General features: G+C 66.5%; 18 protein-coding genes. 16 read left to right on the top strand and 2 right to left on the bottom strand.

The window, feature by feature from the left end; genetic code table 11:
* Nucleotides 1-191: 191 nt before the first annotated feature.
* The 11 genes from ENSA7_RS44245 (at nt 192) to ENSA7_RS27170 (ending at nt 14,271) form a co-directional block, all read left to right on the top strand.
* Nucleotides 192-1,490 carry a hypothetical protein gene (locus tag ENSA7_RS44245; protein ID WP_181234161.1) on the top strand — a complete coding sequence of 433 codons (1,299 nt, stop codon included), beginning with the start codon at nt 192-194 and terminating at the stop codon, nt 1,488-1,490.
* 327 nt (nt 1,491-1,817) lie between these two features.
* On the top strand, nt 1,818-3,038 hold the full coding sequence (gene rocD / locus ENSA7_RS27215; protein ID WP_106092277.1) for an ornithine--oxo-acid transaminase: 1,221 nt from the start codon (nt 1,818-1,820) through the stop codon (nt 3,036-3,038).
* A gap of 75 nt (nt 3,039-3,113) precedes the next feature.
* A complete protein-coding gene (locus ENSA7_RS27210) occupies nt 3,114-4,949 on the top strand; it encodes an asparagine synthetase B family protein (protein WP_504823003.1) in 1,836 nt (611 codons plus the stop codon).
* Entirely contained in the window at nt 4,946-5,713 is a 768-nt protein-coding gene (locus tag ENSA7_RS27205; protein ID WP_106092275.1) for a hypothetical protein, read from the top strand. Before ENSA7_RS27210 ends, ENSA7_RS27205 begins: the two co-directional genes overlap by 4 nt.
* A 2-nt stretch (nt 5,714-5,715) precedes the next feature.
* The gene (locus ENSA7_RS27200) at nt 5,716-6,384 is read left to right on the top strand and encodes an AraC family ligand binding domain-containing protein (protein WP_106092274.1); all 669 of its coding nucleotides are present in this window, start codon (nt 5,716-5,718) and stop codon (nt 6,382-6,384) included.
* Between the two features lie 69 nt (nt 6,385-6,453).
* A complete protein-coding gene (locus ENSA7_RS27195) occupies nt 6,454-8,319 on the top strand; it encodes a hypothetical protein (RefSeq protein ID WP_146158178.1) in 1,866 nt (621 codons plus the stop codon).
* A 7-nt stretch (nt 8,320-8,326) separates the two neighbouring features.
* Nucleotides 8,327-9,046 (top strand): hypothetical protein, encoded by a 720-nt coding sequence (locus ENSA7_RS27190; protein ID WP_146158177.1) that lies wholly within the window; start codon nt 8,327-8,329, stop codon nt 9,044-9,046.
* A gap of 29 nt (nt 9,047-9,075) precedes the next feature.
* Nucleotides 9,076-10,833, top strand: a complete 1,758-nt coding sequence (locus ENSA7_RS27185) for an asparagine synthetase B family protein (RefSeq protein WP_106092271.1) — start codon at nt 9,076-9,078, stop codon at nt 10,831-10,833.
* The gene (locus ENSA7_RS27180) at nt 10,830-11,747 is read left to right on the top strand and encodes a hypothetical protein (RefSeq protein WP_106092270.1); all 918 of its coding nucleotides are present in this window, start codon (nt 10,830-10,832) and stop codon (nt 11,745-11,747) included. The genes ENSA7_RS27185 and ENSA7_RS27180 overlap by 4 nt, the downstream gene beginning before the upstream one ends.
* Nucleotides 11,747-13,483, top strand: a complete 1,737-nt coding sequence (locus ENSA7_RS27175) for an asparagine synthetase B family protein (protein WP_106092269.1) — start codon at nt 11,747-11,749, stop codon at nt 13,481-13,483. Before ENSA7_RS27180 ends, ENSA7_RS27175 begins: the two co-directional genes overlap by 1 nt.
* Nucleotides 13,480-14,271: a DUF3050 domain-containing protein gene (locus ENSA7_RS27170; protein WP_106092268.1), complete on the top strand. Its 792-nt coding sequence runs from the start codon at nt 13,480-13,482 to the stop codon at nt 14,269-14,271. Before ENSA7_RS27175 ends, ENSA7_RS27170 begins: the two co-directional genes overlap by 4 nt.
* Before the next feature lie 3 nt (nt 14,272-14,274).
* On the opposite strand, the gene ENSA7_RS27165 is transcribed toward ENSA7_RS27170, so the two are convergent.
* Nucleotides 14,275-15,741: a B12-binding domain-containing radical SAM protein gene (locus tag ENSA7_RS27165; protein ID WP_106092267.1), complete on the bottom strand. Its 1,467-nt coding sequence runs from the start codon at nt 15,739-15,741 to the stop codon at nt 14,275-14,277.
* A gap of 327 nt (nt 15,742-16,068) precedes the next feature.
* Here ENSA7_RS27165 and ENSA7_RS44240 point away from each other — a divergent pair, with 327 nt between their 5' ends.
* The gene (locus ENSA7_RS44240) at nt 16,069-17,121 is read left to right on the top strand and encodes a hypothetical protein (RefSeq protein WP_181234160.1); all 1,053 of its coding nucleotides are present in this window, start codon (nt 16,069-16,071) and stop codon (nt 17,119-17,121) included.
* Nucleotides 17,122-17,176: 55 nt separating this feature from the next.
* Complete coding sequence (locus ENSA7_RS27150) at nt 17,177-17,413, top strand: hypothetical protein (RefSeq protein WP_146158175.1); 237 nt, start codon at nt 17,177-17,179, stop codon at nt 17,411-17,413.
* 517 nt (nt 17,414-17,930) lie between these two features.
* Here the strand turns inward: ENSA7_RS27150 and ENSA7_RS27140 are convergent.
* Nucleotides 17,931-19,628, bottom strand: coding sequence for an integrin alpha (locus ENSA7_RS27140; protein WP_181234159.1), 1,698 nt, complete (start codon nt 19,626-19,628; stop codon nt 17,931-17,933).
* Nucleotides 19,629-20,783: 1,155 nt separating this feature from the next.
* On the opposite strand from ENSA7_RS27140, the gene ENSA7_RS27130 reads away from it, so the two are divergent.
* From ENSA7_RS27130 to ENSA7_RS27120, 3 genes are read left to right on the top strand one after another with little or no spacing between them, the layout of a single operon-like run.
* The gene (locus ENSA7_RS27130; RefSeq protein ID WP_106092261.1) at nt 20,784-21,440 is read left to right on the top strand and encodes an RNA ligase family protein; all 657 of its coding nucleotides are present in this window, start codon (nt 20,784-20,786) and stop codon (nt 21,438-21,440) included.
* Nucleotides 21,437-22,786: an ATP-binding protein gene (locus tag ENSA7_RS27125; RefSeq protein ID WP_106092260.1), complete on the top strand. Its 1,350-nt coding sequence runs from the start codon at nt 21,437-21,439 to the stop codon at nt 22,784-22,786. The genes ENSA7_RS27130 and ENSA7_RS27125 overlap by 4 nt, the downstream gene beginning before the upstream one ends.
* Nucleotides 22,786-23,514: an RNA ligase family protein gene (locus ENSA7_RS27120; protein ID WP_146158173.1), complete on the top strand. Its 729-nt coding sequence runs from the start codon at nt 22,786-22,788 to the stop codon at nt 23,512-23,514. Before ENSA7_RS27125 ends, ENSA7_RS27120 begins: the two co-directional genes overlap by 1 nt.
* Nucleotides 23,515-23,533: the final 19 nt, after the last annotated feature.

The following is a 23,533-nucleotide window of genomic DNA, read 5'->3' as shown; positions in this document are numbered from 1 at the left end:
ACCTCACGCGCGTCGTCCCACTGCTCTAACGATGATACCACCCCAATCGATTCGTTGATTCCTACCCACCCCCCAACCCAGGAAACTGATTGACCACAGCATCAGCATTCCCGTACGCTATGAAACTGTCACACTAATCCAGGAAACATAGCGACACATTCGCATTCCACACATTCCCACCAGCCCCCCAAATGTCAAAAGCCCAAATTCGATACATTACCCTCCTATTTCCCTGTCTAGCGCTAGGCGTAGCATGCGCCGACGACGTCACCGGAGACAACATTACCGTCGGCCTCGACACAACGAGCGACACAACCGGCGACGGTGACGGGGATCCCACTGGCGACGGCGACGGTGACGGGGATCCCACTGGCGACGGTGACGGCGATCCCACTGGCGACGGAGACGGAGACCCCGGCGACGGCGACGGCGACGGCGACGGCGACGGCGACGGCGACGGCGACGGAGACGGCGACGGCGACCCAGTAGAAACCTGCGAAGACGGCATCCAAAACCAGGACGAGACCGACATCGACTGCGGCGGCCTGCTCTGCGGCACCTGTGCCGACGGCGCAACCTGCCTCGATCCAGCCGACTGCATGTCGGCTCAATGCGTAGACGGCATGTGCTTCAGCGGCTGCGTCAACGACGAGGCCTGCGCTGATCTCAACGACGAGTGCAACGTCGGCGTCTGCAACGAGGGCATGTGCGAGGCCGCCCCCGCCAACGACGCGATGCCCTGCGCAAGCGGAGACCTCTGCCTGACCAACGGTATGTGCGACGCGGGCACCTGCCTCGAAGAGAACGTCGACTGCAGCGGCGACGACAGCATGTGCACGCTCGGCGCCTGCGATCCCAACGACGGCAGCTGCTACGCCGAGCCGGCCAACGACGGCATGGCCTGCGATGACGGCGACTCGTGCTCGGTCGCGGAGGTCTGCGACGCCGGGATCTGCAGCGACCCCATGGGTGGCGCCTACTTCTACGAAGAATTCGCCAACAACGACGCAGGCTGGACGCTCGACACGCAGTGGGAGATCGGGGCCGCGGTCGGCGGTTGCGGCGATCCAGCCCTCGACCACACCCCCAACGACAACAACGGCGTCGCTGGCGTGGTCCTGGGCGGCTGCGCGAGCACGGCGATCCATGACTACTACTGCCTGACCAGCCCGCCGATCGACACCGCCGGTCAGATGAGCGTGTGGATGACCTACTACCGCGATCTGTACAGCGACTACACGCCCTACATGAAGAACAAGATCGAGGTCTGGGACGGCAACGCCTGGGTGATCCTGTTCGAGACCCTCGGGTCGCCGGGCGTCAACGATCTCGACTGGACGTACTTTGGCTACGACGTGTCCGCCTACGCCAACGACGCCATGCAATTCCGGTGGTGCAAGAACATCGGCAGCGGCGGCGCCTTCTCGCGCGGCAGCTGGAACATCGACGACGTGACCGTAGCCGGCGCCGAGTGCAACCTCAGCGACTGATCCCCGCGTGAGCACAAGCTCGCCTCCCCTCGAGTCCAACGGCCCCAAGACTCGACGGGAGGCGAGCTTCGTCGAGCTTCGTGACTGTGCCGCTCAGTCGCCGTCGCCAAACGTGGCGCACACACGTTGCCGTCGCTAACGCTCGACTCCCACTCACTCGAGGCAACACACGGCGAGCCATCATGAGCCAGCAAGGTGGTGCGCAGGCCAGGGATCTCGTGTGCAGACGCATCTGCGCGCATCGCGTGGCATCAGAGTCATTCTGCGTGACTCACGCTCGCCCCTGGGCTTTCCAGACTCGCGGACTAACGCAATGATGCCGCAGTGATGAACGCGCCCGTCTCCGCCGCCGCCACCGATCTGATCGCCCTCGAGGAGCGCTACGCCGCTCACAACTACCACCCGCTCGATGTCGTGCTGACGCGCGGCGAGGGACCGTGGGTGTGGGACGTGGCGGGCAAGCGCTACCTCGACTGCCTCGCGGCCTACTCGGCGGTCAACCAGGGTCACAACCACCCGCGGATCATCGCGGCGCTGGTCGAGCAGGCCAAGCTGCTGGGGCTGACCTCGCGGGCGTTTCGCAACGACAAGTTTGGCCCGTTTTGCAAGAAGCTCAGCGAGCTCAGCGGCTACGAGCGGGTCCTGATGATGAACAGCGGCGCCGAGGCGGTCGAGACCGCGATCAAGGCGGCGCGCAAGTGGGGCTATGAGGTCAAGGGCGTGCCCGCGAACACGGCCAAGATCATCGTGTGCGAGGGCAATTTTCACGGCCGCACGACGACGATCGTCGGGATGTCGACGGACCCCGGGGCGCGCGACAACTACGGCCCGTTCACGCCCGGCTTCGAGGTCGTGGCCTATGGGGATCTGGCCGCGGCCACGGCCGCGTTCGACGAGCACGTGGTCGCGGTGCTCGTCGAGCCAGTGCAGGGCGAGGGTGGGATCATCATCCCGCCCAAGGACTACCTGCCGGGCCTGCGCGCGCTGTGTGACAAGCACGACGCGCTGCTGATCTGCGACGAGATCCAGTCGGGCCTGGGCCGCTGCGGCTCGCTGTTCGCCCACACCCTCGCGGGCGTGCGGGCTGACGCCGTCACGATCGGCAAGGCGCTGTCGGGTGGCCTGTATCCGGTCTCGGCGTTCCTCGCCGATGATCGGGTCATGAAGGTGTTCACGCCCGGCTCCCACGGCTCGACCTTCGGCGGCAACCCGATCGCGTGCGCGGTCGCCAACGCGGCGCTCGACGTGCTCGTCGACGAGAAGCTGGTCGAGCGCTCGGCCGAGCTCGGCGCGTGGATGAAGGCACAGCTCGACGACATGGCGTCGCCGCATATCAAGGAGCTGCGCGGGATCGGCTTGTGGTACGGGATCGAGCTGCACCCCGAAGCCGGCGGCGCGCGCAAGTTCTGTGAGGCGCTCGAGCAGCGCGGGGTCCTGTGCAAAGAGACCCATCAGCACACGATCCGGCTCGCGCCCCCGCTGGTGGTCGAGCGGGCCGATCTCGAGTGGGCGCTGGTTCAGCTGCGCGAAGTGCTGGGCACGGCCTGAGCCCGGCGCGAGCCGTGTGGTGCAAACACACGCGCGAGTCGCCCACACCCTCGACGGCCCCACAATTCCTCGGATATCCTCCCCGCTCTGACCGCGATATTCGGATACGTCGGCGAGGGCGAGCCCGCGCTGCTGGATGCGATGGCCCGGGTGCTGGAGCACCGCGGACCGAGCTCGGCCCACTCTCGGGGGCGTCACGGCGGCATGGGCCAGCTGTGGAACGCTGATCGTCCCCACGCCAAGGGCGTCGGCGTCAGCCAGGACGGCTCGGTGCGCTGCGTGCTGGGTGGCTCGCTGTTCAACCGGCTCGAGCTGGCGGTCGCGCTGGCGCTGCCCGACGCGGCCAACGTCGACGACGCGGACGTGGTCGCCGAGCTGCTCGCGCGCGAGGGCACGGCGGCGATCACCAAGCTCGACGGCGCGTTCGGGCTCGCGGCCGAAGACGGCGAGGGGTGCATCCTGGTCCGCGACGCGCTCGGCGAGCGACCGCTCTACTACTCAGATCTCGGCGACGGCACGACCCTGTTCGCGACCGAGGTCAAGGCCATGCTCCCGCACCGCCGCGCGGGCTCAACCGTGCGCCCCAACCTCGCGTCGCTCAGCGCGGTGCTGGTGTTCTCGTTCATCCCCGGGCCCGACACCATGTTCGAGGGCGTCCGCGAGCTCGAGCCTGGATCCTACGTCCGCCTGCGCCCGGGCCAGGCCCCGGACGCGCCCGTGTCGTACTGGTCGCCGCGCGAAGACATCGATCCCGAGTGGACCGACGAGGCCGGGGCCGCCCACATCGCGCAGCTGTGCCGCGACGCGATCACCCGCCGCATGCCCACCGACGGGCGCCGGGTCGCCGCGTTCTTGTCGGGCGGCGTCGACTCGAGCGCCGTGGTCGCGCTCATGGCCGAGGCTGGGATCTCACCAGTCTGTCTGTCGGTCGGGTTTGGCTACGGGCAGCCCAACGAGCTCGCCCACGCTCGGCACGTCGCCGAGCACTGCGGCGTCGAGCACCGGATCATCGACGTCGAGCCCGACGACTTCATCGATCTGCTGCCAGAGATCATCTGGCGCCTCGACGATCCGCTGTGCGACTGCATCACGGTCCCGAACTTCATCCTCGCCAAGCAGACCGCGGCCGAGGCTTCAGTCGTGTTCAACGGTGAGGGCGGCGACCCGCTGTTTGGCGGGCCCAAGAACAAGTTCATGATCTTGGGTGAGTGGTACAAGCCCTACGGCGGCTACGACCGTCACCGCGCCTACCTGGCCTCGTATCACAAGTTCTACGCCCACTACGACGCCCTGTGCACGCCCGAGCTGCGCGAGTCGTCCGGGGGCACGGACGCGCTGTGTGAACAGGTCGCGCCGTACTTGGACGACCCGTCCACGGCGTCGTTTCTCAACCGCCTGATGAAGCTCAACATTCGGCTCAAAGGCGGGCAGAACATCCTGGTCAAGGTCGACAAGATGCTGTCGTGCAACGCCGTCCGCAGCGCGTCGCCGCTGTTCGACCGGCGCCTGACCGAGTACTCGATGCGGATCCCGCCCGGCGCGAAGCGGCGCGGCGACGTCGAGAAGTACGCGTTCAAGCAGGCCATCGACTCGCTGCTGCCCTACGCCGTGGTCTATCGCAAGAAGGCCGGGATGGGCGTGCCGCTCAACCACTGGTTTCGCAAGACCCGCCTGCGCGAGTACACCCGCGACATCCTGACCAGCCAGCGCGCCCGCGATCGCGGCTACTTTCAGCCGACCTTCGTCGAGTCGCTGCTCCACGAGGAAGGGCCGCCGCAGCAGTTCAGCCGTGATCGCAGTGGCGAGATGCTGTGGATGTTGCTGGCGATCGAGCTGTGGCATCGGGTGTTCGTCGACGGCGTCGACATGCCGGGCGCCGCGGCCAGCTCGGGCTTGGGGGCCACGCCATGAACGCGCTCCGCCCCCTCGACCCGCAGACGATCTTTGCGGCGACTGAAGCCCTGTCCGGGCCCGGCAAATTTTGGTTCACGCGGCGCTGCTTGATGTTCGAGCTGTGTCGCCGCCGCGTGTGGGCGGATCCAGGCCCCGACATCGAAGCGTGCGAGCGCGAGTTCGAGGCGACGTTGGCAGCGTACGAGCGCGAGCACGGATCCGCTGGGGGCCTGGACCGGCTGATCCGTCCCGAGCAGGCAATTCCAGGGGTCGGGCCCGCGGAGCTCGAGGCTCACGATCTCCCCGCGGATCTGTTCGACTACTCGATCGCCCGCGTCGCCCTGTTTCAGCGCATGGACCTGTGCCTGATGCTGATCGCCAACGGCTTTCATCGCGAGATCGAGATCGCGCTGACCGTGCCGCCCGAGTTCCCCAGCCACGTGTGGGGCCGGATCCGGGCCCAGCTCGACGCTGGCCTGCGCACCACCTTCCTCGCGATCCACGACTGCAGCTCGGCGAGCGACGCCTGGCTAGCGAGCATCGACGAGCAGCTCGGTGGGCACGAGGCCGCTGCGCTGTTTCCGGTTGGGTTGACCGTGCCGTGGGCGTATCGCCTGCGGATCCCGGTCCGCGGTCCCCAGGCCGCGCCGCCGTCGGCCGGACCCAAGGCCCAGCTTCCCGCGGGCAGCTACGCGCTGCTCGAAGAGCTCACGCCACTGCGAGCTATGCGCTGGATCTACCGACACGTCTCCCGAGGTGCGGAAGACGTCGGGTTTGGATGACCATGGAGCTGATCGCTACACCCCCTCACGACGCGGCGATCGATGCGACCGCCACGATGTATCCCTCGCGGATGACGGCGCTGCGCGGCGAGGCCGAGCTCGGCAGTCCGATCTCGAGCTTCTATGGCTACGTCGTCGACGGCTCGGCCCAGATCGAGACGCGGACGCTGCAGGTCACCGGTCAGGCGGGCACCTACTTTGCGTGTCCGGGCCCGGTCCAGGTCCGCGCCGACGGGCTCACCGTCGTGATCGAGCGGTTTGGCTACCGATGCCTGGCCCAGGCCGGCAGCGTCGAGGCCCAAGGGCGGCTGGCGTACATCGACGGCTGCTCGGACTCCGTGCTCGTCGCTCCGGCCCGGCAGGGCGACCCGGTCTTGAACCTGCTCCACTTCCCGACGGGTGTGCACCAGAGCGTGCACAGTCACCCCAGCATCCGCCTGGGCGTGGTCGCGGGTGGCTCCGGGTTCGCCTTTGGTCCAGGACCGGGCGGTACGGACTGGCGGCTGGCGCTGCAGCCCGGGAGCATGTTCTTGCTCCCCGCCCATGAGATGCATGCGTTCTCGACCGCCGAGAGTGGGACATCTCTCGACATCATCGCCTTCCACCCCGACTCCGACTGGGGACCGACAGACGGCACTCACCCCATGTTGAACCGGACCTACCTTCGCTAGACTGCTGAGACTCGGACTATAATCGCGGCTAGAATCGGCCGGTCGCTGGCCCGCTCGAAAGACGAACCGATGAAGATCAAGACGCTCCTTCGCCTCAAGCATTTGGGAATCCTCATCGTTCCGCTGGCTGCGTGCGCCGACGATCAGATCGGTACCACCGTCGATACCTCGACCAGCGACACCTCGACCGAGTCGAACGACATGGGCGACGGTGACGGCGACGGCGACGGCGACGGCGACGGCGATCCCGGTGACGGTGACGGCGACGGCGATCCCGGCGACGGCGACGGCGACGAGCTGTGCACCAACGGCGAGATCCAGTCCTGCTACACCGGTCTGATGTTCACCGAGGGTGTCGGTGAGTGCAAAGCAGGCATGCAGACCTGCCAAGACGGCGTGTGGGGAGACTGCGAGGGTGAGGTCAACCCGATCATCGAGCTCTGCAACAACCTCGACGACGACTGCAACGGCCACGTCGACAACGGCAACCCGCAGGGCGGGGCGGCGTGTGTCAGCAGCGGCATGGGCGTGTGCGCGATGGGTGTCCAGACCTGCACGGACGAAGGTCTTCAGTGCAAGGGCGGCACCGCCGTAGCCGAGATCTGCTTCAACAACCTCGACGACGACTGCGACGGCCAGACCGACGAGTTCTGCTTTGGCTGCCCCTACATCTACGCGTTCGACGGCAGCGCGTGGCACTACGAAACATCTATCGGCGGTGCGTCGCTGATCGGCCGCGAGCGACACCTGCGCCCCGGCCACGGCAAGCGAGTCAAGTTTGCGCCGCTGTGGTCCCGGCTCGACGCCGCCAGCGTGCTCGCCGACCGCAGCGTGCAAGTCGAGGTCTTGGCCTCCGAGGACGAGATCGTCTACTTCGATCACGCCGTGCTGACCGCCGTCCACCACCCGGTTGGGCACGAGATCGTCAGCTCCTCGTCCATGCAGTGGTCGACGCTGCGCAAGAAGGACCCGCAGCAATTCTGGGCGTTCCCCACCGCGCAGTGCCGCACGCCGCAGCGGGCCAGCTGGTGCGACGAGCTCGATCAGACCGAGGCGCTGGCCCAGCGCACCGACACGCCCGCCGCCTACGCGCACGAGCGCGACAACTTCTACCAGCTCGAGTTTGGCCAGGTTCAAGACAGCAAGCGCGCGTGGCTGCTCATCGACGGCTGGAAGTTCAAGCGCAACCGCGACCTGCCCAAGCAGCTGCGCGGCCGTCAGCCCGAGCTGCAGGTTCGCCAGGCCGACGGCAGCTGGCAGGGCGTCAAGAAGCTCTCGGCCCCCCGTGGTGATCGCAAGACGATCGCCGTGGATCTGTCCGAGCTCAGCTGGCCAACCGGCGCCTACGAGATGCGGCTGTGGACGGGCACCCACGAGGGCGGCCACGCGATGTGGTACCTCGACCGGGTCCGCCTGGTCGAGACCACGCCCGCGCCGCTGTCCACTTCCAACGTGCGGGTCCGCCAGGCCCAGCTGGAGTATCGCGGCGCGCCCACGCTGCTCGCCGCCGACGATCACCCCCGCCTGAGCCACAACGACGGCGGTGGTGAGCTCGGCGACGACACCGGGACCTACGGGCGGTTTACTCGCTACGGCGACGTCACGCCGCTGCTCCGGGCCCCCGATGATCGCGTGGTCGTGATGCGCCAGGGCGACGTGGTGTCGCTGCGCTTCGAGCATGTGCCCGACGCCCCGCCCGGGTTCGAGACCACGTTGTTCCTGCGCACCAACCTGGTCTACAAGCCGCGCGTGGTCCCAGGCGCGAGCGCTCCCACGGCGCTGACCCAGAACGTGGGCCCGATGCCCCGGCGCCACATGGGCCGCTACAACGCCGAGGCGCTCACCCACGACGACACCGAGTACCTCGAGTACCTCGCGCGCTGGAACACCCGCGAGTACGTTCCGGCGCAAGACTCCTACCGCTCGGCCGCCTGATCCGACCATGTCGCTCGATCCCCTCGCTTCAATGTCGCCGAGCGGCCGGGCGTTCTTGGCCCGGATCGGCCGCCGCTTTGGCACCGAAGAGGTCCTGGCCCAGGCCCGCCAGACCCTGACCGCGCACGGGCGGTTCGGTGGCGAGCTGCGGCTGCATGGGTTCAGTCAAGCCGACGCGAACCTGCTCGCCGCCGCTCGTGAGGCGGCCGCCGCCCGCAGCCAGTCCACCCGCGCGCGGGCGGGGCTCAAGGTCACCGACTCCAACTACGTGCTCGGCCTCGTCCAGGCCAAAAACGGCCGCACACGGGCCCGCTCGGTCCTGTCGGCGACCTATCGGCGGCTCCGGGCCACGGGTGGGCCCGACGCGGAGGACGTGATGACGGTGATCAAGCGGGTCCTGACCGAGACCGCGCAGCCGGGCGGCGACGATCAGAGCTACGCCGAGGATCTCGTGCTCCTGATCGACACCCTGAGCGAGCCGGAGATCCGTGACGCCGTGGCCGACTCCGGCGGCGCCGAGGCGCTGGCCATGGCGACAGCCGCGCTCGCGACCTTGCGCCGGCTCGACGCCGAGAGCACCACTTGCTCCGACGACCCGGAAGCCGACGCGATCGACGGCCTGATCGTCGAGCTCGCCCGCACCGCCCAGTTCGCTGCGCAAGCCGCCGCCAAAGAAGTCGGCAACCGCAGCATCGCCATGGAATTTCGTCTGCGACTGCTGGGCTGATCCGGGGCTGGCATGACAATGGGGCGGCGTTGAGCGGGATCTGCGGATGGGTCGGCGAGGCCGACCCGGCGACCCTCGAGCTCATGCTCGACGCGATCGGCCACCGCGGTGACCAGGTCGAGCGTGCGTGGTTGCCGGGCGCCGCGCTCGGCTACCGAACCTGGCGCGGTCGGCCCGGGCAGGCAGCGTCGATCCTCGAGCGCGGCCGCTATGCGGTCGCGTGTGCCGGCGACCTCTCGCCCAGCGTGGCCTGTCCGGCCGCCGCGATCCTGGCGTGCGTGTCGAGCCCGGACCCCACCCGCAACCGCCTCGACGGCAGCTTCGCCGCGGCGGCCTGGGACGCGGACGCGGGTCGGCTCACGATCATCTGCGATCCGTTTGGGCTGCGCTCGATCTACTGGGTCGAGCATCGCGGCGTCGTCTACTTCGCCAGCGAGCTCAAGCAGCTGCTGGCGATCCCGGACCTGCCCGTCGAGATCGATCCACGGGCGATCCACAGCTACCTGACCTTCTCGTTTGTCGCCGGCGATCGCATGCCCGTGCGAGGTGTTCGTCGGGTCTCGCCCGGCCGCGTCGTCGAGCTGCACGATGGCGCGTGGACCGAGCGGCCGTACCTGCGCCTGGTCGAGGCCCTCGATCCCGAGCTCGAGGCCGACGCAGCCGCCACGGCCATGGTCGAGGCGCTGTCGCAAGCCGCGGTGAAGGGTCGGCTGCCGACCGCGCAGGGGATCGGCCTGTACCTGTCGGGCGGCCTGGACTCGTCGGCGATCGGCCGGTGGCTGCACGAGCTCGACGTCCCGGTCCGTGCGTACACCCTCGACTTTGGCGAGCAGAGCGTCGAGCGCGACGAGGCCATGCTGGTCGCGCAGTCGCTGGGCCTGCCGCTCAGCCTGGTCGACGCCCGGCCCGACGCGGTCGCGCCGATCCTGCCTGACCTCGCGTGGCGCATGGACCTCCCGTTTGGCGACGGCGTGACCGGGCCGCACTACCTGCTCGCGCGGGCCGCCAGCCGCGATGGCCTGACCGCGGTGTTCAACGGCGAAGGTGGGGATCAGCTGTTCGGCGGGTGGACCAACAAGCCGATGATCGCCGCCGAGGTCTACACGCCCACGCCCAGCGCCCACAGCCGCGCCAAGGCCTACCTCGGCGCCTACCACCGCTTCTACCGGCTCGAGGACGATCTCTACACCCACGAGTTCGCCGCCGACATCCGCGCGCAGATGGGCGACGGCGACGAGCGCCTCGAGCTGCTCGAGCGCGAGCTTGGCAGCGAAGACCTCACCACGTTCATGGGTCGGCTGCGCAAGACCGACATTGCGATCAAGGGCTTCGACAACATCATGCCGAGGGCCGAGCGGATCGCGGGCAGCTTTGGCCTGGACGTCCGCTCGCCGCTGTTCGATCGGGCCCTGACCGAGGCCTCGTTCACCCTCAGCCCTCGCCACAAATTGCAGGGCGTGTGCGAGAAGGCCGTGCTCAAGCGGGCCATGTCCGGCCGGCTCCCCGACGAGATCGTCTGGCGCCAGAAGTCGGGCATGTGCGTGCCCACGACCGACTGGGTGCTGGGCCCGCTGCGCGACGTCGCCACCGAGCTGCTCGGCCCCGACTCGCTCGAGCGGCGCGGGCTGTTTCAGCCGGCCTACGTGTCACGACTGCGGGCGGGTCGGGACATCTCACATGAGCTGCGACCCCGCCGGATTGGCGAGAAGCTGTGGGCGCTGCTGATGCTCGAACTGTGGATGCGCGCCTACATTGATCGGCGTGGAAAAGCGCGAGGCGTACCATGAATTGTATTCGATGCGGGAAAGGCACAAACGCCTGGCGATCGGCCCCGGCCGAAGACAAGCGCTGCCCCAATTGCGGCAGCGAGATCGCGTTCTCGCCTCGCGCCGGGGACGTCATCGCGGACAAGATGTTTGCCCGCGTGATCGACCGGGCCTCGGCCGAGGGCAAGCTCCGGTTCACCGCCGAGCAGCTCTACTACGACCTGCGCCGGACCATTGGCCCGGTCGCGCGCGAGCTGTTCGACTCGCTGTGGAGCCGCTGGCTGGCCGTGCACGGGGCGCCAGAGACTCTGGTGACGCCGTGGCCGACCCAGGGTGGGGCCCCGACCTTGCGCGAGGCAGATATTGGCGACTACTCGTTCGATCGCGTGGTGATCACCGACCACGCGTGGATCGTCGACTTCCTGCTCTGCAATAACTTCCACTTCGAGACCAACTCGGCGGTGCTTTCGATCGATGGTCACCCGGCCGATCGCTTCGAGATGATCCGCGGCATGCTGCGCAAGAACCCGCAGATCATCGTGATCGCGATCCACGACGCCTCGGTCGAGGGCTGCGCGATGGCGCGCCGGCTGGTCACCGAGGATGGGTGGTTTCGTGAGCACGGCTATGTGATCGACGCCGGGCTGATGCCCGCACACCGCGAGCTCTACAGCGATCTGTGGCATCCGCTCGATCCCGTCGGCCACGCCAATGATTCCAATGACCCCGACGCCGAGTGGCTGTCGCGCCACATGTTGGACTTCGCCGTGGTCCGCCCCGAGAAGGTGATGCGGCGGCTGTTCCGAGCCAGCCGCCGCTACGGCGCGCTGCTCGACGAGCCCGAAGGCCCCCGCGTGGGCGAGGTCTACACCGACAAGCTGCTGTTCGGCCCTGGCAAGCACAGGCGGATCGCCGCGGGCGAGGAGCTCGATTAATGCCCGCGCGCGTGGTCGCGGCGTCACCCGGGAGCTTTGACGCGGAGCGCCTCCGTCCGGTCGGTCGGATCGGCGGCGGCGCGCGTCCCCTCGCCCCCGGCCCGCGCGATGCCCTGATCACAGCGCTGGGCGCCGAGGCCAGCGTGCTCGATGGCGGTCAACCTGGTCAGCTCGTCGCCGACTACGACGCGTGCTGGCTGGGAGACCGCCCCGTCGCCTCGACCGAGGCCTTCGCCACCCGCCGCAGCGCCGAGGGACTGCGCGAGATCGACGGTGCGTTCGCCCTCGCGTGGGTCGACGCCGACGGGGCGCTGTGCCTCGCGCGCGATCCGATCGGTGAGCGCAGCTTGTTCTACGCGCTGACCCCCGCCGGGTACGTGTTCGCCTCGACCGTCCGGGCCCTGCTCGCGACCGGGTTGGTGCCGCGGACCATCGACCCTGTCGGCGTCGCCCAGTACCTGGCCTGCGCCTATGTGCCGGGCGAGCGGACCCTCGTCGACGGCATCCGGGCAGTGATGCCCGGCGAGATCGTCCGGCTCACGTCCGGCGGAGTGACGCGCACCCAGTACTGGTCGCCCCCAGGCGAGACCCAGATGCTGCCGGTCTCGCACGCTGATCAGCTGCGCCAGGAGCTGCGCGAGCGGATCGAGACCGCCGTGCTGCGCCGCCTCAACCAGCACGAGCGCATGGGCTGCAGCCTCTCGGGCGGCCTCGACTCGAGCCTCGTCGTCGCGGTCGCCCGCCACGTTTCAAAGGCCCCGCTCGAGACCTTCTCGATCTCGTTTGGCGACAAATACCCCAACGAGCTGGCGTGGAGCACGATGGTCGCCGAGCACTGCGGGACCGATCATACGATCCTCGAGATCTCGCCCGCCGCCGTCGTCCACCACATGGATGACGTCGCCGCGTGCTTCGACCGACCGGTCGGCGATCCGCTGTCCGTGCCCAACGGCCTGTTGTTTCGCGAGGCGACCCAGCACGTCGGCGTGCTGCTCAACGGCGAGGGCGGCGATCCCTGCTTTGGCGGCCCCAAGAACCTTCCCATGGTCTTGGCCGAGCTCTACGGTGACGCCCGCAACCGGCCCGGCGAGCGCTTCCAGCGCGAGCGCACCTACCTGCGCGCGCACGAGCGGGCCTACGACGACATCGCAGCGCTGCTCACGGCCGAGGCCCGCGAGCGCATCGCTGGCGACGTGCTCGAGAGCGAGCTCGCCCCGCTGTTCGCAGATCCGCGCTGGGGCACCTTCGTCAACAAGCTGATGATGATGAATTTGGTGCTCAAGGCGGGTCACCACATTCTGCCCAAGGTCGACGCGCTGAGCGGCAGCTTTGGCGTGCGCGGCCGCTCGCCGCTGCTCGACCGCCCCGTGGTCGAGACCGCGTTCACGATCCCGCCGCAGCTCAAGCTCCACGGCGCGGTCGAGAAATACCTGCTCAAGGCCGCCGTAGAAGACTTGCTTCCGCGCCCGATCCTCGACCGCCCCAAGAGCGGCATGGGCGTCCCGGTGGAGTCATGGTTTTACGGCCCGCTGCGCAACTACGCACACGAGCGCCTGCTCGACGGCCTGCCCAAGTTCGGCATCTTCGAGCGCACGTTTCTCGAGCGACTCTTGAGCCCCAAGACGACCGGACTGCGCGAGCGACGGGGGCCCAAGATCTGGCTGCTGATCACGCTCGAGGCCTGGCTTCGGCGGGTGCTCGCGGCCCCACCCTCTACGGACTCCAGTGCATCATGAAACTCCCACTCGGCAAGATCAAAGCCAAGACAGAGCAGCTCTACGCGCACCCGCTCCTCAGCGGTGACGTCATCAACAGCATTGACGCGCTCCACGTGTTCATGGAGCACCACGTGTTCGCCGTGTGGGACTTCATGAGCCTGGCCAAGGGCCTGCAGCACTATGTCTGCCCCAGCACCACCTGCTGGGTGCCCACTCGCTGGATCCGCAGCGGCGCCGCCCGGCTAATCAACGAGATCGTGCTGTCCGAAGAGAGCGACATCGACATGGATGGCGAGAGCTCGATCAGCCATCATGATCTCTATTGTCAGGCGATGCTCGAGGTCGGGGCCGACCCCACCAGCCTCGAGGACTTCGTCAATTGCGTCACCACCGACGGCGTCAAATATGCGCTGGAGAACATGAACGTCCCGGCGCCCAGCCTGCGCTTCATGAACCGCACCTTTGAATTCATCGACACTGGCGAGCCCCACATCATCGCCGCCGCGTTCTGTTTTGGCCGCGAGAAGGTGATCCCGCAGATGTTCCAGCACATCGCCGATCGGCTCGAGCTCTCGGAGGTCGTGGCGCCCAAGTTTCACTACTATCTACAGCGGCACATCGAGGTCGACGGCGAGCACCATGGCCCGGCCGCGATTACGTTGGTCGAGACGCTCTGCGAGCATGACCCGGTCCACATCCACGAGGCCGAGCAGGCCGCGATCGAGGCCCTCGAGGCCCGGATCCGGCTGTGGAACGAGGTCGAGCAGGCGATCCGAACCGAGCTGCCGCAGCTGCGGCACAATTAGGCCCTACGCTGGCAGCGCCATCACCCGATCGTAGTACGCGTCCAGGAACTGACCGCGCCGCGTGGCCGCGTCTTTGCGGTCCATCTTCACGATCAGCAGGTGCTTGTCCTCGGCCAGGTCGTAGCCAAAGGTGCCGCGCTCGATCAGCCCCCAGCAATCTTGCATCTGGTGCGGCTTGCCGAGCGTCTCGAGCTCGGCCTGGAGGTTCTTGGCGTCCCGCCAGGTCATGACCGCGGTCTTCCACCGGGTCTTGCCGTACTCGGTGTACCAGTCAAACCCGTAGCTGTCGGCGTTCTTGTCGAACTCGCTGATCCAGCCGCTCTGGTGGTCGCGGTTGACGTTGAGGACGTGCCACTTCCAGTTGGGCAGGCCGTTGTCCACGGCCCACTGGTGGGTGGCGTACAAGTCCTCGCGGGTGTCCGGCGGGATCCCAATGATCAAGCTGGTGCGGAACGTGACCTGGCCCTGCCAGATGTCGTGATAGAGCTTGGGCAGCCACGCGCGGGCGTGCTGGCCGCTCCACGCCTTGCCGATCAGCCGGCTGCTCTGCTCGCCCAGGCTCTCGACCCCCAGGAACCCCGAGACCAGGCCTGCGGCGCGCAATTGCTCGGCCTGCCCGGGGAAGCTCCAGATCAGATCAGGGCGTAGGTACGCGGCAAACCCAATGCGGAACGGCAGCTTTTGCGACATCTCGGCGAAGGCGTTGACCTTGTCGTTGCTGTCGTTGAAGGTGTCCTCCAGCATGTAATAGTTGTGGGTCCCGAACCGCTCGTGGTTCTGAATGATCTCGTCACGCACGAATTCGATGCGCCGACCAAAGTCATTCTTGCTCTTGCCAATATACGGATACCGGCAGAACTTACACTTGAAGATGCAGCCCCGCGCCATCTCGATCGGCAAGCTCTCACCCGGCACGATGCAGTCGCGCTCGTGCCAGATATGGGCGCACTCCTCGATCTTGAACCGCTTGCGCAGATGCGGCAGCGGCACCGTCTCACGAATGACCTTGTTGCCAAGCACGATCTCGGTGTCGGGCAGGGTCTTGCCCCGATACACGTGCTCACAAAACGCCAGCAGGGTGTCTTCGGCGTGGCCGTAGAACAGATAGTCAAACACCCGCCGGTTGCGATACAGCCGGTTGACCTGGTGGACCGCGGCCCCGCCGGTCACGAAGTTGACGTGGGGAAACCGGCGGCGCAGCACCGGGACAATCTCCTCGCAGATCAGCTTGATCCACCACTTCTCGTCACCGGGCATGAACATGCAGTTCCACCCGACGATCTTGGTCTCGGGGCCGATGAATTTGGAGACCAGCTCGAGGATCTTGGACTTCTCGAACTTGTGCAGGAAGTCGAGCACCTGGACCTGGTAGCCGTGCTCGCGCAGGTACCACGCGAGCTGGTACGGACCCCACGGCCGGTACAGCCGGTTGGTGTTGCTGAGGATGCTGGTGAGGAGGACGACGTCCATGCGCGACGGGGACGATACCAGCACGCGCGAGGGTCCGCTTGGCAACGCGTTGTCGGGTCGGCCGACTGCCACAGCGCGGTCCCGGGCGAGAGATGGTCGAACAGGGCGTTGGTGCGCGCGTAGGCTTCGGTGACCGGAATTCGGCGAAACATCGTGACTTGAACATGCGTACAGCGCCACTTCGGCTCGGCCAGACCGGCTGACCAGAACGACTCCCAGTCCGAACCCTCTGTGTCCCGGCCGACCACTGCCAGTCCGGCTCCTCCGAATTCTCTCCGCCGCCTCCTGCACCCTGATCTGCGCCGGAACATCGGCGATACTCGCGAGATGAGTGAATGGCGGCGCTTCGAGCGAGGCTCACGGACCGGGGCGGACGACCAGTTCTGGGCCGTTCGTCTGCGTGGGCGCGAGCGCGAGCTCAGGTACGGATACATCGACGGATTGCAGCCGACTGAGGAGCACCGCGAGTATCCGCGCGCGTCCGCGGCCCGCAGCGCGATCAACCAAGCGATTCGCTCGCGTCTTCGCCGAGGTTGGGTCGAGGTCGAAGAACTCGACCCCGCCCGGCGCGAGTCGCTCTCGCGCGCCGAGCCGCTCGAGCGCGCGATCGCACGAGATCCGAGCCAACTCGATCACTGGGCCGTCTACTCCGACTTCCTGCAAGGGGTCGAGCCCTTGCTCGGCCAGCGGCTCGCGATGGGGCTCGCGCTCGCCGGCGCCGAGTCGGACGCAAAACGCGAGATGCTCCAAATGGGGATCGCTCAGCTCGAGGAACATCGCGCGCGCGAGCTGCTGGGCGCGACGCTGGCGGGCGCGCTCGGGGAGTACCGCTTCGAGAACGTGATCGAGCTCGATCGGCAATTCGGCATGATCATCGGCGCGCGCATCCACGACCGAGGCGGTGACATCGTCAAGTATGACGCATTGGTGCGAGCGTTGCTCGAGCTCCCGCTCGCGCGGGTGCTCGTCGATTTCCATGTATATTCGCATGTCGACACAATCGTGCACCTGCGGGCTACGCAGCACCTGCTCGCGCAGCGGCGTCCGACGATTCGACGATTGACCCTCGGCACCTCCCACCGTGACCGGATGACCTACGAGCTCCCGATGTTGCCGATTCAGGCGCTGCTCGATCAGCTCCCGGCGCTCGAGCGGCTCGAGCTGCACACCTCGTTGGTCGGCGCGGCCACGCACGCGGGGCTGCGTGAGCTGAAGCTGGGCGGCGGCGAGTACGGTGACCGGCCCTGCAAGCTCGTCGATTTTCGCTTGCCCTCGCTCGAGACCCTGCATTTGCTGGGGCCCTACCGCATCGATTGGCCAAAGGTCTTGCTCCCGCGGGCTCGAGCACTTATTGCTCGCGTGGGTCGAGCCTCACTGTGATCGAGTCCTCGAGAGCCTCGCTCGAGCGCCGTGGCTCACCCAGCTGCGTTCGCTCGTGCTCGTGGAGAGCGACCTGAGCGAGCGGGGCATTCGGACGCTGCTCGATCACGCCGAATCCTTCGCGCAGATCGAGCGTGTCGTGATCCTCGACGCGTTCACGGACCCCGAAGCCACGACGCGCCTGCGTGCGCGCCTGCCCAACGTGCTCGTTGGGGCCGATGAAAGCCACGATGACCCGCTGGGGATGTACATGCCGAGTCCGGCCGAGCGCGACGAGCTGACGCGCTTCTGACCGGCTGCGCTCACCACCTGGGCGTCATAACCCGCACGTGCAAACGGCACAGTTTCTCAGCGACAACAACAGCGGATGGCCGAGTAGTCGGCGAACGGTAGGGGTTGCTCGCAGGTGACCGACAAGGGCGACGCCCCCTCATCGAACGGCTCCACGCACATGGCAAGTGCTTCGTTCTCGGTTTCAGCCGCCCATCCGAAGGCGGCGGCCCCCTCACAGCTTGCGTCACAGCTCGCGCCGAGTTCCTCGCACAGAGCGGTGCAGCTGGCACCTGACTCCCAGCATGTCGAGAGCCGGCCTTGGCACTTGCCATCGATGCAGTCTCCGATCCCGAGCGGTCCGACGCAGCTGAGTTGTTCCTCGCCGCAATTCCATGGATCGCCCATGACGCCCCCGACGTCGGGGGGCATGCCAGCGTCGGCTTCGGTGCTGTCAGGGTCGAGCGGGCGCTGATTGCAACCCAACAGGCAGCTCGAGAGCACGAGCAAGAGGAGCGTCGGTGTTGGCCTGATGCTTGTCATGGTTGGAACTCCCAGGGGCGCATGGGCATCGCGCGTGCTGGCATGAGGGTCTCTCCGAAACGGTCCCCCGGGGATACAGCGCCACCAAAGTCTGCCATGGTCCATGTGGGGCCGCTTCCCAAAAATAGCATGTTCTTGTCATCGAACGAAAACCGCGCGGCGAGAACGATGCCAGCATCGTTGTCCTCTCCCGGAACGCCGATGACGAGAATCTCCGTGACGTCGCTACGTGGTCCGGCCACGCGACCGCGGGTCCACGACAGCGCAAATCCCGCCTCGTCGCCGGGTTCGTTCTCGTTGTCATCTTGAGTCCACAACGTAGCGAGGTCGACACGAAGCCCGCTGGGTGATCCAGGTATCACCACGACCGATCCACCTACGGAATCACCAGGAGCACTGATGGCCAGGTCGTCAAAGCCATCCCGGTTGAAATCGCCTGCCGTCATCGCGTGGCCGAACCGATCTCCTGGGTCACCCGCGCTCAGGCCGGTGTCCTCGAGATGAATGATCGGCCCCGTAAACAAGAAGCCATCGGGACTGCCTTCAAAAACCTGAATTTCACCCATGCTTTCATCTTCGCCAGGGGTTGCGACGACAAGGTCAAAGCACGATCGCTGGCTGACCGAAAGCCGCGCGCCATTGAAGTTTCCCGCGATGAGCGTCGCACCAAAGCGGTCGCCGGGTTCGGGGTCCCCGCCAACTTCGAGAGCTCCTTGCCTCAGAATCGTCGCGCCCCCCGAGATGTCGGGCGGCGCATTGGCATAAACATAGACCGCTCCCGCCTCCTCTCGAAACCCTCCACCCTGAACCGGCAAGTGAGCGCCCGGGGCACCAACCGATAGATCGTCGACTCCGCTGCAGTCAAAATCAGCGACACTCAACGATGCGCCAAACTCTTCGTTGTTAAACGTCCCATTGAGAATTTCGCTCCATGGCTTGCAGTTGATACTGCCGACCTCCGAGTTGAAGTCGCACTGGCACTCTCGGGTCCCAGTAAGAGTCCCCCCAGAAATGAACATGGAATCTTCATAGTGTCGATAGACTGCCTCATCAAGGACGGCGACAACCCCATCCCCGGCAAAGGGACTTCCGACGATCATCTTTTCAGTCAACTCGTCACTTGGATCTCCGAAGAAACCAAATGTAATACTGGCACCAAAGCGGCCACTGGCCGCCGCCCCCTCGCCATCTGGCCGGGGAAATATGGCGCAGCTTCGACATGAGCGGTAGAGTAGCGCGCGCCCCGAGTTGTTCGCCGCGGTCGAGGCCGACGTTGCGAGTTGCCCTGCATAGCCACTGTGAGGCGATCCGGCATCCTCCACATAGAACGCCAGTGCTGAGCCAAGTTGACGATTTGCCCCCAGCTCCCAAGCAAACCTGTGACCGTTTGGGCAATTCTGATCACTCTGATCTTCAACAATTCTGAAAGGGACCCCGTCCGGAATATCATGACCTGTACTGTCGTCATCGATGAGAGTCATTACCTGTCCGGCGCGCACGACTCCCTGAAACGTGCTCCTTGGTGCACCGATTACCACCGCATCGCTCGAGCCGAACTGAACGGGAGGATAGATGCGGCCTTTCCCACCTCCATCGAGTTCCATGGTTTCGTCGATCCCGCCATCGCCGTCACTCCCTCCTGTCGTGTCACCATTGTCGGGCAACGGTTCGAAGCCGCCACCACAAGCCAGCACGAGCGCACCAGCGTGTACTACGCACGAGAAGGCCCAACGAATGTACAGCGGATGCCGAGCCATCCTTGAACACCCGTTTCGAGCAAGGTGATTCATCGTGTAGTTACCGTATCAAGAAAAGGACACATTGCGAACCGCGCACCTCCGTGAGGAATCCCTCGCAGGTATGTGCCGTCCAGGTCACCCGTCCGATCGACTCAGTTGCTGCCTAGTGAGGCATTGAACGACTCCAGGCACAACTGTGCAGGCGCACATGACCCAACTCCATCCGACCTCACCAGACTCCACCAGACCTGAAGGCTAGCTTCGGGATCGTGCAGGTTCGCGCATCGGTGCCTCAGCCACCCTCGCGGCCCAAGCCCGCCTGACGTACGCAAAGCCCGAAAACTGATCCCACGCAAGAATGGATCGAGTCGACGCTCAGCTGCAGCGCAGAATCCCGGCCGCTTGGCCAGAAACCCTGAACCTGAACAGCGAGTCATGTAGAATAGTCAGATGTCAGAGCCCGGCATTGGAGAACTCCATGATGCGAGATCAGCTGTGATCCCTGGGCTACGAGATCGCTGCATTCACCGCGCAGACTGACGGGGCCGAACAGGCGCTCATCACCCGGTTCCGAGCCTTCGATACCCACGAAACGCGGGCAGCACCGGGTTCTCCGTGTCGACCAACGAAGTGCAGGCTCCCGCGGAAGCATTCCCTTCCCCGGCAGAGTCAGCGACCACTCGGCCACCCCAATCACAGGCTTCCGCGGAAGCCTCGGAAGCCTCGGAAGCCTCGGAAGCCTCGGAAGCCTCGGAAGCCTCGGAGGTACGGGGCTGGGCAAGTTCGGGGCGACATCGCGCCTGACGGGTCCTGTGCGGCAGCTGACCCGTCCGCGATGCGCCCCGCCGGCCAACGGCACGCCAACCGCGGGGTAGCCGCGCGGTGTGGCACGAGCCAAGCTCGCGGGCTGTGTTGCACAGCCTGCACCCCATGCTACCTTCGCGTCCGCGTCGCAGCCCGGCGCCCAGCGTGGTCCGAATTGTAACTCTCCAGCTCCCAAAGCCTGCCCTTTGTTCCGCGTAGCGCCCGGGACAGCTCGCAGGTCGCATTTGCGGAGTTTGAATCGCGGCTCGAGAGCCATGATTCGCAGTTCATTGGAGAGAAACAAGCATGCAACGCCACAAATATCCCCGGACGCGCCACCTGCCGTGGTCGCCGGGGGCGACAACCGACGACCTCATCGCTGACAGCGTGGAGGCCTTTACAGGCCAGCGCGTCATCGTCACCGAGAAGATGGATGGTGAAAACACCACCCTGTACAACGACCACCTGCACGCGCGGTCGGTCGACAGCCGCCATCACCCCTCGCGCAATTGGGTCAAGGCCCTGCACGGGCGCATCGCCTATCAGATCCCCGACGGCTGGCGGCTGTGCGGCGAGAACCTGTTCGCCCGCCACTCGGTCGCCTATGCGGGCCTTCCGAGCTACTTCATGCTGTTCGGTGTGTGGGACGAGCAGCAGCGCTGCCTGGACTGGGACAGCACGCTCGAGTGGGCGGCGTTGCTCGGGCTCGACGTCGTACCCACGCTGTTCGATGGGATCTTCGACCCGAAGTGGTTCGAGAGCTTCGAGCAGGACCTCGAGCGCAGCGAAGGCTACGTGGTCCGGTTGGCCGCCAGCTTCACGCGCGCGGAGTTTGGCAGCAGCGTCGCCAAGTGGGTCCGCGCGGATCATGTCCAGACCGACACGCACTGGATGCACCAGGCCGTGGTCCCCAACGAGCTCGCGGCCCCAAGCGAGGGGCCGGACGAGGAGGACGCGTCGTGAAGGCCTCGATGAACTTCATGGACTTCGTGGCCACGATCGAGGCGGGGGCGACCCCCTCGATCGCGGCGTTCGTCGACGCGCTCGGTGCGGACATCCCCGCGCTCACGCAGCTGGTCGACACCCCGCAAGATCCTGGGTGGCACGCGGAGGGCGACGTCTTCATCCACACGGGCATGGTGCTCGATGAACTCTACGAGCTGCTCGCGTCGCGGGCTGCCCATATCCAAGGTGATCGCCGCACCGCGCTGATCTTGGGCGCGGCGCTGCACGACATCGCCAAGCCAGCCACCACGCGCGAGATGGAGATCCAGGGTGTCTCGCGTATCGCCGCGCCGCGTCATGAGCTGCAGGGGCGGTCGTACTTGGTCCCGCGATTGATGGAGTCCGTCAGTCAGGGGCTCTCCTATTCGATCGTCGAGTCGGTGCTCGACCTGGTCGGCTACCACGTCACGCCCAAGTTTCTGGTCGTCAAGGGTCGGGACCGCGGTCCGTACTTGCGCCTGGCCCACTCGGCCGATCCCGAGCTGCTGTACTGGCTCGAGCTCGCGGACATGCTCGGTCGTCGCTGCGTGGATCAGGCCCAGCAGGTCGAGCACATCGAGATGTTCGGGCTGTTCGCGCAAGAGCACGGCGCGTGGCGACGCTTCGGCGAGGACTCGCCGTCCTGGCGGGGGCGCTTCTGCGAACAGCTGCAAGCGTTCTCGCCCGCGACGCGGGACATCAGCTACGGGCAATTCCTCGAGGATCTGTGCGCGGGCCAGATCACACATATCGAGGAGGGCCTGGCTCGCAGCTATCGGTTCCGCGAGCCGTTCCCCGAGCTGGTGCTGACCGTCGGGCCGAGCGGCTCGGGCAAGTCGAGCTGGATCGAGCGGCATCTGGGCGACCACACGCTGATCAGCCTCGATGAGATCCGCGCAGAGCTGGGAAGTCGAGCGGACCAGTCCCAAAACGGGCGCGTGCGTCAGCTGGCCAACGAGCGCCTGCGGGTGGCGCTGCGAGCCAAGTCCAAGCTGGTGTGGGACGCGACCAACCTGCGTCGAGACTTCCGCGACGCGGTCACGCAGCTCGCCCGCAACTACGGTGCGCTGGTCACGATCGTCAGCTTCCCTCGCTCGGAGCGCGAGTACGCCAGCCGCAACCGCGACCGCGCCCACCCGGTTCCGCCGGCGGTGCTCGCTCGCCAGCTCGACACCATGCAGTGGCCCGAGACCTCGGAGGCGCATCGCTGGCTGGTGATCGGCGCGCAGGACGAAGTGCTGGCCTACTATGGGGGTCTGGATCGAGCGCTGCCCTACGGTCTGCGCGCGACACCGCAGACCCTGCGAGAGGACTCGTGGTCGTGATGTCGATCCCCGATTACCCACGCACCTTGCACCTCGGCGACTCGGGCGGGCGCGCGTCCCGGCACGGCTGCTCGTTCGCCGAGGTCGCGGGTCACGACGTGGTCGTGGAGGAGAAGGTCGACGGCAGCCACTGCGGTCTGTTCTTCGACGAGCAGGCGGAGCTGCGGATCTTCACGCGACGCACGATCCTCGAGTCCCCGCCGCTGCGTCGGGACTTTCGCCGCCTCGACCAGCTCGCCAGCGAGCAGCTCGACGGGCTGTGGGACGTGCTCGGGACGCGCTATGTGCTGTATGGCGAGTGGGCCCACCACACGCACTCGATCTTCTATGACGCGCTGCCGTCTTACTTCTTGGAGGACGACGTGTTCGACCGCGAGGAGCAGCGGTTCTTGGCGACGGTGCGCAGGCGGCCGCTGGTCGAGCGGCTTCCGCCTGGGTTCCGTAGCTCCGTTCCTGTGCTGCATCAGGGGCCGATCGACGACATCGCGCAGTTGCATGCGCTCGTCGGCGCGTCGGCCTACAAAACAGTAGATTGGCGCGAGCGGTGTCCGGATCCATCCATGGTCGAAGATTGTGACGACATGGAAGGGCTGTATATCAAGCAGGAGGACGACGACAGCGTCCTGCGGCGCTTCAAGTGGGTGCGGCCGGGGTTCTTGGCACACATCGCGGCAGCCGAGCAACACTGGCGCGACCGGCCCGAACTGCACAATGAGCTGTGTGCCTGAGCCCCAGCCCAGACCCGCT

Origin of the sequence: Enhygromyxa salina (assembly GCF_002994635.1) — a bacterium.
GTDB lineage: Bacteria > Myxococcota_A > Polyangia > Nannocystales > Nannocystaceae > Plesiocystis > Plesiocystis salina_B.
This window is presented reverse-complemented; position numbering and strand designations above follow the sequence as displayed.